The following is a 13686-nucleotide window of genomic DNA, read 5'->3' on the forward strand; positions in this document are numbered from 1 at the left end:
CTCCACCGCGCCCTCCGCGACCCCTTATGGCTGCAGCCGCCCAGGTAGCGCCGCCCGCAGCCAAACGCACCCGCCACGGCTCCGGCCACAACTTCACCGCACCCTCCGATCCTCGTGCGCCGCCAGCAGGGCGGACCGTTCGCGCCCGACCAAAGCGCAACACACCCTCCACGGCCGCAACCCGGCACACCTCCAGGCGAAGGGTCCAATCGCACTCTGAATCGCGGGAAGTGGACAGCGTGAGTTGCCACGCCCACAGCACGAACGATCCGCGGGCACCGGGCCAACGTGTACGAGTGTGCACGGCCGTCGGCACCGCGCCGGGCTTCGCGAGCCGACCATCGGTGTCATGGGCGCACGACCCCTACCGCACGGGCAAAAGCACCCACCCGGCAGCGGGCACGAAAAAGCCCCGCACCACAGTGCGGGGCTTCCCCGAAACCTCAACCAGCCGTCCGAACGTTGGACGAAACCAACGCCGCCAGCCGGTCACCGATCGCCTGCGTGGCGCCCGGCGAAGACTGGTCCCGCGTAGCCAGGTCGAACGCGACCGAAGCCTCGATCCGCCGCGCGGCCTCCTTCTGGCCCAGGTGGTCGAGCAGCAACGCCACCGACAGCACCGCAGCCGTCGGGTCGGCCAGCCCCTGCCCGGCGATGTCCGGCGCCGACCCGTGGACCGGCTCGAACATGCTCGGGTTGCGTCGCGTGATGTCCAGGTTGCCGCTCGCCGCGAGCCCGATTCCGCCCGTCACCGCCGCCGCCAGGTCCGTGATGATGTCGCCGAACAAGTTGTCCGTCACGATCACGTCGAACCGGGACGGGTCCGTCACCAGGTGGATCGTCGCCGCGTCCACGTGGGAATACGCGACCGTCACCTCCGGGTGCTCCAGCGACACCTCCTCGACGATCCGCGACCACAGCGAGCCCGCGTACTCGAGCACGTTCGTCTTGTGCACCAGCGTCAGGTGCTTGCGCGGGCGGGCCTCGGCGCGGTTGAACGCGTCCGCGACCACGCGGCGGATGCCGAACGCCGTGTTGACGCTGACCTCCGTCGCGATCTCGTGCTCGGTGTCCTTGCGCAGCAAGCCACCGGTGCCCGCGTACGGGCCTTCGGTCCCTTCGCGCACCACGACCATGTCGACGTCGCCGGCGTCGGCCAGCGGGCCGCGGACCCCCGGGTACAGCCGCGCCGGGCGCAGGTTCACGTGGTGGTCCATTTCGAACCGCAGCCGCAGCAGCAGGCCGCGCTCCAGGATGCCGCTCGGCACCGTCGGGTCGCCGACCGCGCCCAGCAGGATCGCGTCATGCTGACGCAGTTCGCCGAGCACCGACTCCGGGAGCAGCTCACCGGTCGCGTGCCACCGCGCGGCGCCGAGGTCGTAGTTCGTGATCTCCGCCGTCGGTACTACCTCGCCGAGCACCTTCAGCGCCTCGGAGACCACCTCGGGCCCGATCCCGTCTCCTGGGATCACCGCGAGCCGCATCCACACACCTCCGTCGACCGGACCACCGGCCGCACCGATGGCCCACCGCAACAAAACGCCAGCAGCCGGAAGGTTACCGGCCGTAGACAAACGGCCGTAGCCGCACCACCCTTATGCCGCATCCTCCCACGGGGTGAGACACCCAATCGGGTGAATACGGATCGGGGCGCCCCCGGTGGATACCCACCGAAGACGCCCCTGACCCTGCACTGATCGATCTTGACCGGGACTAGCGCTGACCTGCCCCGATCGGCTGACGGTCGTTCCCCGGCCGGGCGTCCACCTTGACCACGTTCGCCCGGTTGCCCGCGGCGTTGTGGTGCTCGATGGCGAGCAGCCCGAGTGCCTTGTCGGCCTCGGCCGACGCCGCGTTGCGCGTCACGACCAGAGCCGTGCCCGGCTTCGCGACGTAGCCCAGCGCGGCGTCGCCACCGCCCTGCACCGAGTAGCCCGGCGCGAGCGCGTCGAACGAAAGCGGCGTGCCGACGTAGTCGATCAGCCCGTTCGTCGTGCCCGGCGCGACGTAGAAACCGCTCACGCCGACCGTGTAGGAGATCCGGTGGCTGCCGGCGTCCGGGTCGATGCCCAGCGCGGCCACCGAAACCGGCAGCGTGATCACGTTCGTGTCGAACACGTTGGTGTCCACGTCGCCGAGCTGCCCGTTGACGGCCTGGACGTCGACCTGCGGGAAGCCGGTCTTCAGCGCGACCGTGACGGCCAGCAGCACGTCCGTGGACGTCGCCTTGGTCACGTAGGTCTCGAAGTCCGGCGTGCCGTCGCCGTTCGTGTCGATGTCCACGAACGGCGAGGTGTTGCTGCCGATGTTCGCCCAGTCGCCCCAGGTGGACAGGCCGAACGCGAGGATCGCGTTCTCCGGCTCGCCCTGCGCCTTCGCCAGCGGCGCGGTGGACGCCGCGCCGATGTAGCGGAGGTCGCCGCCCTTCGCGGTCTTGTTCACCGTGCAGTCGGTGACCACGTCCGCGTCGCACTCGGGCAGCTGCGGCGACTCCGCCTGCAGCTCGAGCACGCTGATCAGCGAGCGGTACCGCTGCGCGCCGGTGCCCTGGTCGACGCCCTTGCCGCCGAGGTTCAGCACGGCCTGGGTGGCGTCCGGGGCGAACTTCACCGACGGCGGCGTCGAAATCGTCGAAACCGGCTTGGGCGCGGCGTAGACCGAGACCCGCAGCGGCACGCTCGCCCCGCCGACCGGGGTGAACGCGACGCGGCCGGAGGCGTCGGCCACGAACTGCCGCGCCAGGCCGGCCTGGGTGGCCTGCATGGTCGGGTCCATGACCTTGCGCAGCGCCTTCGGGTCGGCGATCCGCAGCGTGACGCGCACCTTCGCGGTGCCACGCGGGGACAGCTTCACCGACTGCTTGTCCACTGTGTACTCGACACCGGGCAGCGCGTTGACCGCCTGGTAGGCCACGGTGTACTCGGCCGGCGTGACGCCCTTGTTCACCAGCTTGATCGTCTTCGCCACCGTGACCGGGCCGGACGCCTCGACGGTCCCGAAGCTGACGCTGACCGTGCCCGGGTCGTCCTGGACGTAGGCGAGGACCTGGTTGTCCAGCGCGGCTTTCGCGTCGATCCGGCCGCTGCCGACGCGCTGCGGCGCGTAGGTGTGGCCGGCGCCGTCGGTGACGTCGTGGCCGGCGGTGTCGATCACCGACGCCTTGACCTCCTCGACCGACCAGTCCGGGTGGGCCTGGCGGACGAGCGCGGTGATGCCCGTGGTGTGCGGGGCGGCCATCGACGTGCCGGAGAGCACGGTCCGGCCGTTGCCGCTGCCGCGGAAGGCCGAGGTGATCGTGTCACCGGGCGCGGCGACGTCCGGCTTGACGGCCGGCCCGCGGGTGCCGCGCGAGGTGAACGAGCTCGGGGTGTCGACGATCGTCTTGTCGTAGGTCTGGATCGACGCCCGGCCGGCGCCGTAGAGCCGGACCTGCAGCGTGCCCGCGGTCAGCGCGGCGCGCAGCGTCTTGGTCGCCGAGCCGGTGAACTGGAACATCGGGATCGCCGCGTTGCCCGCGATACCCGCGCTGAAGTGCTCCAAAGTGGACGAAAGCAGGGCGCCGGTCGCCCCGGCGGCCTGCGCGTTGCCGGCGCGGGCGGCCGAACCGCAGGCACGGGTCGAGTCGTTGTCGTCCCATTCCAGCCAGACGAACTTGCCCGCCGCCTTCGCCTTGTCCTCGGCGGAGTACGGCGCGCAGCCCGCCGCGTTCGACGCCGAGAGCGTGACGACCGGCGCCGTCAGATCCAGGGTGTCGTAGCCGGCGTAGTTCTGGCTGTACTGCCCGGTCTTGGGCCCCGCGGCGCCCGCGGGCGCCTTGACGTCGGCGGCGTCGCGCAGGACGCCCGCGTCGCGGGTGCTGGCGACGGTGAGCGCCTCGGGCGTGTTGCCCGGCGAGCCCGCGATGTCGTTGATGTCGCCGCCGTTGCCCGCGGAGATCACCGGCAGCACGTTGTTCGCGGCGAGCTTGCGCACGAACAGCGAGTCCGGGTCGTCCGGCGCGCCGAAGTCGGAGCCCAGCGACAGGTTGACGATGTCGAGGTGGTCGGTGAAGTCGCCGTCGCCGTCCGGGTCGAGGGCCCAGTCCAGCGCCTGCGAGGTGACGTTCGTCGAGCCCGCGCAGCCGAACACCTTGATCGCGTAGAGCAGCGACTTCGGCGCGGTCCCCGGGCCGATCAGCATCTCGTCGACCTTCTTGGGCGTGAGCTTGCGGTAGTCGCCGGTGAAGGTCTTGCCGTCGGCGGTCACGCCGAAGCCGCCGATGGTGCCGGCCACGTGCGTGCCGTGTTCCCCGCAGGCCAGCGGGTTCGGGTCCGGCTTGGGGGTGGCCTTGGCCGGCGTCGCGGCGTCGTAGTCGTCGCCGACGAGGTCGGTGCCGCCGACTACCTTGGCGCTCGGGAACAGCGGCGTGGGCTTGGTGCTGTCGACGCTCTTGTAGGCGGCCTGCGTGCCGGGGCCGCCGAAGTCGGCGTGGGTGTAGTCGATGCCGTCGTCGATGACGCCGATGCGGACGTTGTCGCCGAACCGGCCGGTCTGCTGCCACGCGGCGAGCGTGTTGGTCAGCTGCTCGGCGCTGGCGTTGGTGCGCGTCTTCGGCACGACCGTGCGCACCGAAACGACGTCCGCGCGCTTCGCGACTTCACGCAGCTTCGCGGCGTCCGCGGTGACGACCACGCCGGGCACGGCGTTGGCGGTCTGGGTGACGACCTGCGGCTTGGCGTCGGCCGAGCGCAGCTGGCCGACGACGGACTCGACCGCGGCGGCGGTGTCGGCCTTGGCGGCCTTGGCGGCCCGCTTGGCCTGGTCCTTGCCCTGCGGCTGCGCGGCGGCGAACGCGTCGACGGCGGGCTGCTTGGCCAGCTCGACGAACGCGGTGACCCGTCCCTGCGCGGCGCCCAGCCGCGGCGAAACCTTGCCCGGCAGCTCCGTGGCGTCGACCTTCGCGGGCGCCACCCCGTCCGCGAGCGGAGCGTCCTGCGCGCTCGCGGCGGGCGCCCCCAGCGCGGCCGCCAGCACGACGGCGAAGGCCGCCGTCGTGGCGCGCGCGGGTAAGCGGGATCTGCTCATGAGTCGGCCCCTTACTCGAGGTCTGGACCCGAACCTGCCTGCCGCTCCTGGCACCCCCGACGGTGAAGCGCGGCCAGCGCCGTGCCCTCGACGGCGCGTGGTTCAACCTCGCGGGGAGAACTTAATGCCCCAAAACACCTACTTACGTAGGCAAAGGACTCCGTTACGTGAATGTGATTGCCCACGAGGGCCCCCCACCGGGTGGTGAGGGGCCCTCGAAAGCGTTACGTCAGTTGAAGTCGACCGCACGGATCGTGTGCGCCCCGACGGAAGCGCCGATCGGCTCCAGCAGGTGCGCGTCGATGTGGCGGTCGACGCGCAGCAGCATCACCGCGTCCGAGCCGTCGGTGGTCTGGCTGATCTGCGCGGCCTCGATGTTGATACCGGCCTCGCCGAGCAGCGTCCCGACCCGGCCCATCACGCCCGGCCGGTCCGGGTACTCGACGAGCAGCACCGTGCCCTCGGCGCGCAGGTCGAACCCGCGGCCGTTGACCTCGACGAGCTTCTCGACCTCGTCCTTGCCGGTGACCGAACCGGACACGGTCAGCACCGCGCCGTCGGCGTGCACCGCGCGGACGGTGACCAGGCTGCGGAACTTCGGGCTCTCCGACTCGGTCTCCAGCTCGACCTGCACGCCGAGCTTCTCGGCCAGCTGCGGTGCGTTGACGAACGTGACCTGGTCCTCGACCACGCCGGTGAACACCCCGCGCAGCGCGGCCAGCTGCAGCACGCCGGTGTCCTCGCTGGTCAGCTCGCCCTTCACCTGCACGGTCACCGACGTCGGCGCCTTCGGGTTCAGGGCGGTGAGCAGGGTCCCGAGCTTCTGGGTCAGCGACAGGTACGGGCGGACGTGCTCGCCCACCGCGCCGCCGCCGGAGACGTTCACCGCGTCCGGCACGAAGTCGCCGCGCAGGGCCAGCAGCACCGACTTCGCGACGTCGGTGCCCGCGCGGTCCTGCGCCTCGGCCGTCGAGGCGCCCAGGTGCGGCGTCACGACGACGTTCTCCAGCTCGAACAGCGGGCTGGACGTGGTCGGCTCGGTCGCGAAGACGTCGATGCCGGCGCCGCCGACGTGACCCGAGCGCAGCGCGTCGGCCAGGTCCTCCTCGACGATCAGCCCGCCGCGGGCGGCGTTGACGATGATGACGCCCGGCTTGGTCTTCTTCAGCGCCTCGGCGTCGATGAGGCCCTTGGTCTCCGGCGTCTTCGGCAGGTGGATGGAGATGGCGTCGGCGCGGGAAAGCAGCTCGTCGAGGGTGACGAGCTCGATGCCGAGCTGGCCGGCGCGCGCGGCCGAGACGTAGGGGTCGTAGGCGATGATCTTGGTGTCGAACGCGGCGAGGCGCTGGGCGAACAGCTGGCCGATCTTGCCGAGCCCGACCACGCCGATGGTCTTGCCCTGCAGCTCGACGCCGGAGAACGAGCTGCGCTTCCACTCGCCGCCGCGCAGGCTCTGGTCGGCGGCCGGCACCCGGCGCGCGACCGCCAGCAGGAGGGCGACGGCGTGCTCGGCGGCGGAGACGATGTTCGACGTCGGCGCGTTGACGACCAGGACACCGCGCTCGGTCGCGGCGGGCACCTCGACGTTGTCGAGGCCGACACCGGCGCGGGCGACGACCTTGAGCCGGCTGGTGGCGCCGAGGACCTCGGCGTCGACCTGGGTGGCGGAGCGGACCAGGAGCGCGTCGGCGCTCTTCACCGCCTCGAGCAGCGCGGACCGGTCCGTGCCGTCGACGTGCCGGACCTCCACCTCGTCACCGAAGACGCTCAGCACGGAGGGGGCGAGCTTCTCCGCGATGAGGACGACGGGCTTGCTGGGCTTGCTCACGATGCGGCTCCCACTATCTGGTCATTTCCAGGACGCTCTGTGTCGACAGACGGATCTCAGCACGCCGTTGTGCCCCGGTCGAGGCGGAGTTTAACCCGCAGGACGGCCCCCTGGCTTCCCGCGGTGTTAACTCACCCGTAATCCCTCGAAAACAAGAGCCAGCAGGCGCTGCATGCCCCCCGGGCCGGGCAGGTGCCCACCCGCCCAGGATGCCGCGTGCAGCAACAGAAGCAGCTCGTGCGTGGTGACGTCCTCGCGCAGTTCACCCTCGCGCTTCGCGCGTTCCACTAGATGGGAACCGGCATCGCGCATCGCGTGGCACGAGGCGTACAACCGGGACGATTCGTCGCTGAGCGCGCCGGCGGTCAGCTCGACCAGGCCGCGGAAGGTGCCGGTGGTGTCGCCGAGCCCGGCCAGCCACGTCTGCAGCGCGTTCAGCGGCTCCGGATGGGTGAGCAGTTCGCGCGCCCGCTCGGCCTGGGCGTCGAAGCGGGCGCGCAGGAGCGACTCGAGCAGCGCGTCGCGCGTCGGGAAGTGCCGGTAGAGCGTGCCGATGCCGACGCCCGCGCGGCGCGCGATGTCCTCCAGCGACGCCTCGACGCCGTGTTCGGCGAAGGCGCGTTGCGCCTCTTGGAGGAGGCGCTCGTAGTTGCGGCGGGCGTCCGCGCGCATCGGCTTGACTTCGGTCATCGCCCTCCCGACTTTACCGGGTAGCCAATCGGAGGCTACCTCCGTATATTAACCGGAGGCAGCCTCATCTTACTGGAGGGATCTCGAGAATGACCCTGGTCGAAGACACGCGGGCCCGGCTCGGCGCGTTCGGCGCCTGGCTGCCGAGCGCGCCCATGGCTCCACCGCCGGACGTCGAGCGCGCGGCGACGCGACGGCTCGCCGAAGCCGGCTACCGGTCGGTCTGGAGCGGCGAAGGACCCGGCTCACGCGAACTGTTCGCGCATTTCGGTGCTCTGCTCGCCTCGGTGCCGGACGTCGTGCTCGGCGCCGGCATCGCGAACCTGTGGGCCCGGCGCGGGACGACCGCACACAAGGGCGGGGCCACGCTCGCGCACGCCCACCCCGGCCGGTTCGTGCTCGGCATCGGCGCCGGGCACGCGTTCCAGGCGGCCAAGCTCGGCGAGGACTACCGGCCGATCGACCGGATGCGAGCCTACCTGTCCGAAATGGACACTTCGGCGGCCGAAACTCCGTCTCCGGTCCCGTTTCCGCGTGTGCTGGCCGCCGTCGGGCCGCGGATGCTGGAGCTGGCGCGCGACCACGCCGACGGCGCGCACCCGTTCGCCCAGCCCGTTTCGCACACGCCGTACGCCCGCGGGATCCTCGGGCCGGGCAAGCTGCTGATCCCCCAGCAGACCGTGCTGCTCGGCAGCCGGGAGGACGCTCGCGCGAGCGTGCGGCGCCGGGTCGCGCAGTCGCGGGAGCACCGGGTCGAGGCGTACCTCGCGGGCTGGAAACGGCTCGGCTACACCGGTTCCGACATCGACGGCCCGAGCGACCGGTTCGTCGACGACCTCGTGCTCTGGGGCGACGCGGCGACCATCGCGAAGCGCCTCGGCGAGGTCCTCGACGCGGGCGCGGACCACGTGCTGCTGACGCCGTCCGCGTCCACGTTCGAGTCCACCGTGGACGTCCTGGTCGAGCTGGCCCCGGCGGTGCTCCGATGAGCGTCGGGATCTGGCGGTTCTTCGACGGCGACCCGGTCACCGCCATGCGCGAGACGGCCGCCGAGGTGGAAGAACTGGGCTTCGCCGCGATCTGGTTCGGCGAGTACGCCGGCCGGGACGCCTTCACCCAGGCGGCGCTGCTGCTCGCGGCGACCTCCCGGCTCACCGTGGCGACCGGGATCGCGCGCTTCGACCGCCGCGCCCCGATCACGGCGGAGGCGGCGACCCGGGCGCTCGGCGAGGCGTACCCGGGCCGGTTCGCCGCCGGGTTCGGCGGGCACTTCCCCGGCGCGCGGCCGATCGCGGCGATGCGGGAATACCTCGCCGGGATGGACGACGCCGAGCTGCCCGGGCTGCCGGTGCCGGCGCCGCGGCCCCGCCGGCTGATCGCCGCACTCGGGCCGCGCGCGCTGGATCTGGCGGCCGAACGGGCCGACGGCGCGCACCCGTATCTCGTCCCGCCGGAACACACGGCGCTGGCGCGGGAGCGGCTCGGGCCGGGCAAGTACCTGGCGGTCGAGCAGGCGGTCGTCCTGGACGCCCGCCCGGACGCCGCGCGCAAGCACGTCGGCCTCTACGTCCGGCAGGCCCCGCACCACCAGGCGAACCTGCGCCGCCTCGGCTTCACCGACGCGGATCTGGCCGGCGGCGGCAGCGACCGCCTGGTCGACGCCCTGGTCGCCACCGGCGAGCAGGACGCGGCGGACCGCATCCGCGCCCACCTCGACGCGGGCGCGGACCACGTCTGCGTCCAGGTCCTGGCCCGCACGAAGGACTCCTACCGCCGCCTGGCGGACCTCGTGCCGTGACGGCTGTTCCACCGCGACCGGGGTAGGGTGGCGGGGCGCGGCGGGGGCCGCGTCCCGGCCCCCTACCCGGTTGCGACGGAAAGGGCCGAGCTCACCCCGGCAGCACCGCACCACCAGCCTGCGCACCTTCTTCCTGCCCGGTGCCGGCGGACCACCGGCGACGCGGGAAGGAGGCACGACGGTGCCGGGCAAACTCAACCTGGAACAGCTGCGCAAGCGCGCGAAGGACCTCGCGCGCGCCGAAGGCGTCAAGCTCGCCGAAGCGCAGTTCCGGATCGCGCGGGACCACGGGTTCCCGAGCTGGCCGAAGCTGCGGGCGTACGCCCGGCGCGTCACCGAGCACGGCGAAACGCTGCAGCACGCGTACCACCAGGACGTCGAGTACTACGCCGGGCGGGCGCTCGGCCTGCTCGCCTCCGCCGAGGACGGCACGCCCGGCGCGCGTGAGCCGTTCGACCGCTGGGGCCGGCCGCTCACCCGCGACGGCGCCCGGACGGTCGTCGCCAGGGAGCACGGTTTCGGGTCCTGGAAGGCACTCCGTGCGCACGTTCTGTCGCTTGTGGACAGCGGGGAGCCGTTCGCGCGCGCGTACCGGGCGGTCGAGGCGCGGGATCCGGAGCGGCTGGAAGCCCTCCTCGGCGAGTTCCCCGGCCTGGTCACCGCGCGCGGCACCAACGGCAACGACCTGCTCGGCATGGCCGGCGCGACCGGCGACGAGCGGCTCAGCCGCGTCCTGCTCGCCCACGGCGCCGACCCCGCCCGCGGCAACGTCCACGGCTGGACGCCGCTGCACCAAGCCGCGTACAGCAACCAGCCGCACCTGCTCGACCTGCTGCTGCGGCACGGCGCCCCGGTCGAGGTCTCCGCGCGCGGTGACGGCGGCACTCCCCTGGTCGTCGCGTTGTTCTGGGGCCACCGCGAAGCCGCGGAGACGTTGGCGGAGCACAGCCGGGCACCGGGCAACCTCCGCGTCGCGGCCGGGCTCGGCGACGCGGACCTGCTCGACGAGCTCCTGGCGCCGGGCCACCCGGCCGCCGGCGCGCACCGCGGCTTTTACCGGCCGCACAGCGGTTTCCCGGCCTGGACCCCGGCGGACGACCCGGCCGAGGTCCGCGACGAAGCCCTGGCGTGGGCGGCCCGCAACGACCGGACCGACGCGTTGCGCACGCTCGTCGCGCGCGGCGCCGACGTGAACGCCGACGTCTACCGCGGCACCGCGCTCGCCTGGGCCGCGGCGCAGGGCAGGGTCGAAGCCGTCCGGACGCTGCTCGACCTCGGCGCCGATGTCGACCGTCGCGGCACCTTCGGCGGGCCCACCCACGGCGACGGCGTCACCGCCCTGCACCTGGCCGCGCAGTCCGGGCACCTCGCCGTGATCGACGTGCTCCTCGAGAACGGCGCGGACCTCGGTGCCCGCGACGCGATCTGGGACAGCACCCCGGAGACGTGGGCGGAGGTGGGCGGGCAGCAGGCGACCCGGGACCGGCTGCGAACCCGGTAGACAACCGGAGTCTGCAGTCCGTATCTTCGGAGCCGGACTACAGACTCCGTTTTGCCCGCTGGGAGGACCCATGACCACACCCCGCGACGTCTTCACCGCGCTGTCCGACGGAATCAGCGAGGGACGCTTCGACGACCTGTCCGCGCTCTACGCCGAAGACAGCGTCGTCGAGCACCCGCAAGCCGTCCCGCGACCGACGCGCATCCACGGCCGCGCGGCGATCCACGAGCGGTTCATCCAGGCGTTGGCGACCAGCCTGCGGCTCGAGCGCAAGAACGTCGTCGTCCACGAGACCACCGATCCCGAGGTGATCGTCGCCGAATACGGCTACGACGCCGAGTCGGTGGAGACCGGCCGCACCACGACGACGGCGAACATCCAGGTGCTGCGGGTCCGCGACGGCCTGATCGTCCATTCCCGCGACTACCACGACTACTTGCGGCTGGCTGTCATCCGCGGCGGCGTCGACCAGCTGGTGAAGGCCTACGAGCAGGCGCCGCCGCGAGAACTGTCCCCGGTCACGCCGGAGAGCGCGGACACAGTGTTCGAACGGCTCGTGCACGGCGTCGCGGGCGGCCGCTGGGACGAGCTGCCGGAGTTGTACGCGACGATGACACACGTCACGCACCCGTTCCTGCCGGGGGCGCCGGTGCTGCGGACGCGCGAAGAACTACGCGAGCACTTCGCGGCGGGGAAGGCGCTCAACCCGCGCTTCACCGTCGCCGACCTCGTCACCTACCAGGGCACAGATCCGGAGGTGCTGATCGGGGAATTCGCCTACCAGGGCGAGTACGGCGGCCGCCCGGTCCGGGTCGCGAACATCTTCGCCATGCGCGTGCGCGACGGCCTGATCGTCGAATCCCGCGACTACGGCGACCACCTGGGCATCGCGGGCGACCTCGGCCAGATCCACGAGCTGGCGGCGAAGCTCTAGTCTCCGGGCAGGTCGAATTCGCCGTCGCGGACGCCTTTGACGAACGCGTCCCACTCCGACGGGGTAAAGACCAGGACGACGCCGTCGGCGTCCGTCGACTTCCGCATCGCGGTGTAGGTGACGCCGTCGGTGTGCGGGACGAACGCGTACTCGACGCACTCTTCGAGGGTCTCGCCCTCGGGCTCGGCGCGGATCCACTCGGCCCCGGAGAGGTCGAGTTCGTGGCGGATGTGCGCCTTGTCATCGGTCATGCGGCCAGCGTAACCAGCAGGAAGGGGACGCCCGGCCGGCGGGCGTCCCCTTCACGCGGCAGAACTCAGGCGGTCTCGGTGATCGGCCGGTCCACCCACGACATGAGCGAGCGCAGCTTCTTGCCGGTCTCCTCGATCGGGTGCTGGTTGCCCTGCTCCTCGAGCTTGGTGAAGTTCGGCCGGCCGGCCTCGTCCTCGGCGACCCATTCGCGGGCGAACGTGCCGTCCTGGATCTCGCCGAGGATCTTCTTCATCTCCTCCTTGACCGCCGGCGAGATGACGCGCGGGCCGCGGGTCAGGTCGCCGTACTCGGCGGTGTCGGAGATCGAGTAGCGCTGGCGCGCGATGCCGCCCTCGTACATGAGGTCGACGATCAGCTTCAGCTCGTGCAGCACCTCGAAGTAGGCGATCTCCGGGGCGTAGCCGGCCTCGGTGAGCACCTCGAACCCGGTCTGCACCAGCGCGGACGCGCCACCGCAGAGCACGGCCTGCTCGCCGAAGAGGTCGGTCTCGGTCTCTTCCTTGAACGTCGTCTTGATGACGCCGGCGCGGGCGCCACCGATGGCGGCGGCGTAGGAGAGGGCGAGCGCCTGGGCGTTGCCGGAGGCGTCCTGCTCCACGGCGATGAGCGCCGGGACGCCCTTGCCGTCGACGAACTGGCGGCGGACCAGGTGGCCCGGGCCCTTCGGGGCGACCATGGCGACGTCGACGTTCGACGGCGGCTTGATCAGGTCGTAGCGGATGTTGAAGCCGTGCCCGAAGAACAGCGCGTCGCCGTCCTTGAGGTTCGGCGCGATGTCCTGCTCGTAGATGAAGCGCTGCTTGGTGTCCGGCGCCAGGATCATGATCAGGTCGGCCTCGGCCGACGCCTCGGCCGGGGTGAGCACACGCAGGCCCTGCTCTTCGGCCTTCGCCCGCGACTTGGACCCCTCGGGCAGGCCGATGCGGACGTCGACGCCGGAGTCGCGCAGGCTCAGCGAGTGGGCGTGGCCCTGGCTGCCGTAGCCGATGACAGCGACCTTGCGCCCCTGGATGATCGAGAGGTCGGCGTCGTCGTCGTAGAAGATTTCCACTGCCATGGGGGTTACTGCTTCCTTTCCTGACTTACGTCTTTAACGCGGTGAAGTAGCGGTGATCGAGCGGGCGCCGCGGCCCACCGCGACCATGCCGGACTGCACCAGCTCGCGGATGCCATACGGCTCCAGCATCCGCAGCAGCGCGCCGATCTTGTCCGACGTCCCGGTGGCTTCGACGGTGAGCGCCTCCGGGGACACGTCCACCACCTTCGCACGGAAGAGCTGGACGGTTTCGAGGACCTGGCTGCGCACGGTGTTGTCGGCGCGGACCTTGACCAGCAGCAGTTCGCGCTGCACGGCGGTCGACTGCTCCAGCTCGACGATCTTGATCACGTTGACCAGCTTGTTGAGCTGCTTGGTCACCTGCTCGAGCGGTAGCTCTTCGACGGCGACCACGATCGTCATGCGGGACACCTCGGGGTTCTCCGTGGGCCCGACGGCGAGGGACTCGATGTTGAACCCGCGGCGGGAGAACAGGCCGGACACGCGCGCGAGCACACCCGGCTTGTTCTCGACCAGGACACTCAGCGTGTGGACGCTCATC

11 protein-coding genes are annotated in these 13686 nt (G+C 71.6%); 4 read left to right on the plus strand and 7 right to left on the minus strand.

From position 1 onward, the window contains the following. Nucleotides 1-443 precede the first annotated feature (443 nt). From BT341_RS40055 to BT341_RS40070, 4 genes are all read right to left on the minus strand, one after another. Complete coding sequence (locus tag BT341_RS40055; protein WP_072481177.1) at nt 444-1484, minus strand: 3-isopropylmalate dehydrogenase; 1041 nt, start codon at nt 1482-1484, stop codon at nt 444-446. Between the two features lie 229 nt (nt 1485-1713). Next, the gene (locus BT341_RS40060) at nt 1714-5064 is read right to left on the minus strand and encodes a S8 family serine peptidase (protein ID WP_072481178.1); all 3351 of its coding nucleotides are present in this window, start codon (nt 5062-5064) and stop codon (nt 1714-1716) included. A 229-nt stretch (nt 5065-5293) separates the two neighbouring features. Next, nucleotides 5294-6892 carry a phosphoglycerate dehydrogenase gene (serA, locus tag BT341_RS40065; RefSeq protein ID WP_072481179.1) on the minus strand — a complete coding sequence of 533 codons (1599 nt, stop codon included), beginning with the start codon at nt 6890-6892 and terminating at the stop codon, nt 5294-5296. Between the two features lie 126 nt (nt 6893-7018). Next, on the minus strand, nt 7019-7582 hold the full coding sequence (locus tag BT341_RS40070) for a TetR/AcrR family transcriptional regulator (protein ID WP_072481180.1): 564 nt from the start codon (nt 7580-7582) through the stop codon (nt 7019-7021). Nucleotides 7583-7671: 89 nt separating this feature from the next. Between BT341_RS40070 and BT341_RS40075 the strand changes: the two genes are divergently transcribed. From BT341_RS40075 to BT341_RS40090, 4 genes are all read left to right on the plus strand, one after another. Further along, on the plus strand, nt 7672-8571 hold the full coding sequence (locus BT341_RS40075) for a TIGR03620 family F420-dependent LLM class oxidoreductase (protein WP_072481181.1): 900 nt from the start codon (nt 7672-7674) through the stop codon (nt 8569-8571). Continuing rightward, the gene (locus BT341_RS40080) at nt 8568-9380 is read left to right on the plus strand and encodes a TIGR03620 family F420-dependent LLM class oxidoreductase (protein WP_072481182.1); all 813 of its coding nucleotides are present in this window, start codon (nt 8568-8570) and stop codon (nt 9378-9380) included. The genes BT341_RS40075 and BT341_RS40080 overlap by 4 nt, the downstream gene beginning before the upstream one ends. A gap of 181 nt (nt 9381-9561) precedes the next feature. Beyond that, nucleotides 9562-10881 carry an ankyrin repeat domain-containing protein gene (locus BT341_RS40085; protein WP_177329010.1) on the plus strand — a complete coding sequence of 440 codons (1320 nt, stop codon included), beginning with the start codon at nt 9562-9564 and terminating at the stop codon, nt 10879-10881. Between the two features lie 70 nt (nt 10882-10951). Beyond that, nucleotides 10952-11815: a nuclear transport factor 2 family protein gene (locus BT341_RS40090; RefSeq protein WP_072481183.1), complete on the plus strand. Its 864-nt coding sequence runs from the start codon at nt 10952-10954 to the stop codon at nt 11813-11815. On the opposite strand, the gene BT341_RS40095 is transcribed toward BT341_RS40090, so the two are convergent. From BT341_RS40095 to ilvN, 3 genes are all read right to left on the minus strand, one after another. Further along, on the minus strand, nt 11812-12066 hold the full coding sequence (locus tag BT341_RS40095; RefSeq protein ID WP_072481184.1) for a DUF397 domain-containing protein: 255 nt from the start codon (nt 12064-12066) through the stop codon (nt 11812-11814). The two genes, BT341_RS40090 and BT341_RS40095, sit on opposite strands and share 4 nt — an antisense overlap. A gap of 65 nt (nt 12067-12131) precedes the next feature. Continuing rightward, nucleotides 12132-13145, minus strand: coding sequence for a ketol-acid reductoisomerase (gene ilvC / locus BT341_RS40100; protein WP_072481185.1), 1014 nt, complete (start codon nt 13143-13145; stop codon nt 12132-12134). Between the two features lie 33 nt (nt 13146-13178). Next, nucleotides 13179-13685 carry an acetolactate synthase small subunit gene (ilvN, locus tag BT341_RS40105; RefSeq protein ID WP_003080760.1) on the minus strand — a complete coding sequence of 169 codons (507 nt, stop codon included), beginning with the start codon at nt 13683-13685 and terminating at the stop codon, nt 13179-13181. Nucleotide 13686: the final 1 nt, after the last annotated feature.

This window comes from Amycolatopsis australiensis, assembly GCF_900119165.1.
GTDB classification, from domain to species: domain Bacteria; phylum Actinomycetota; class Actinomycetes; order Mycobacteriales; family Pseudonocardiaceae; genus Amycolatopsis; species Amycolatopsis australiensis.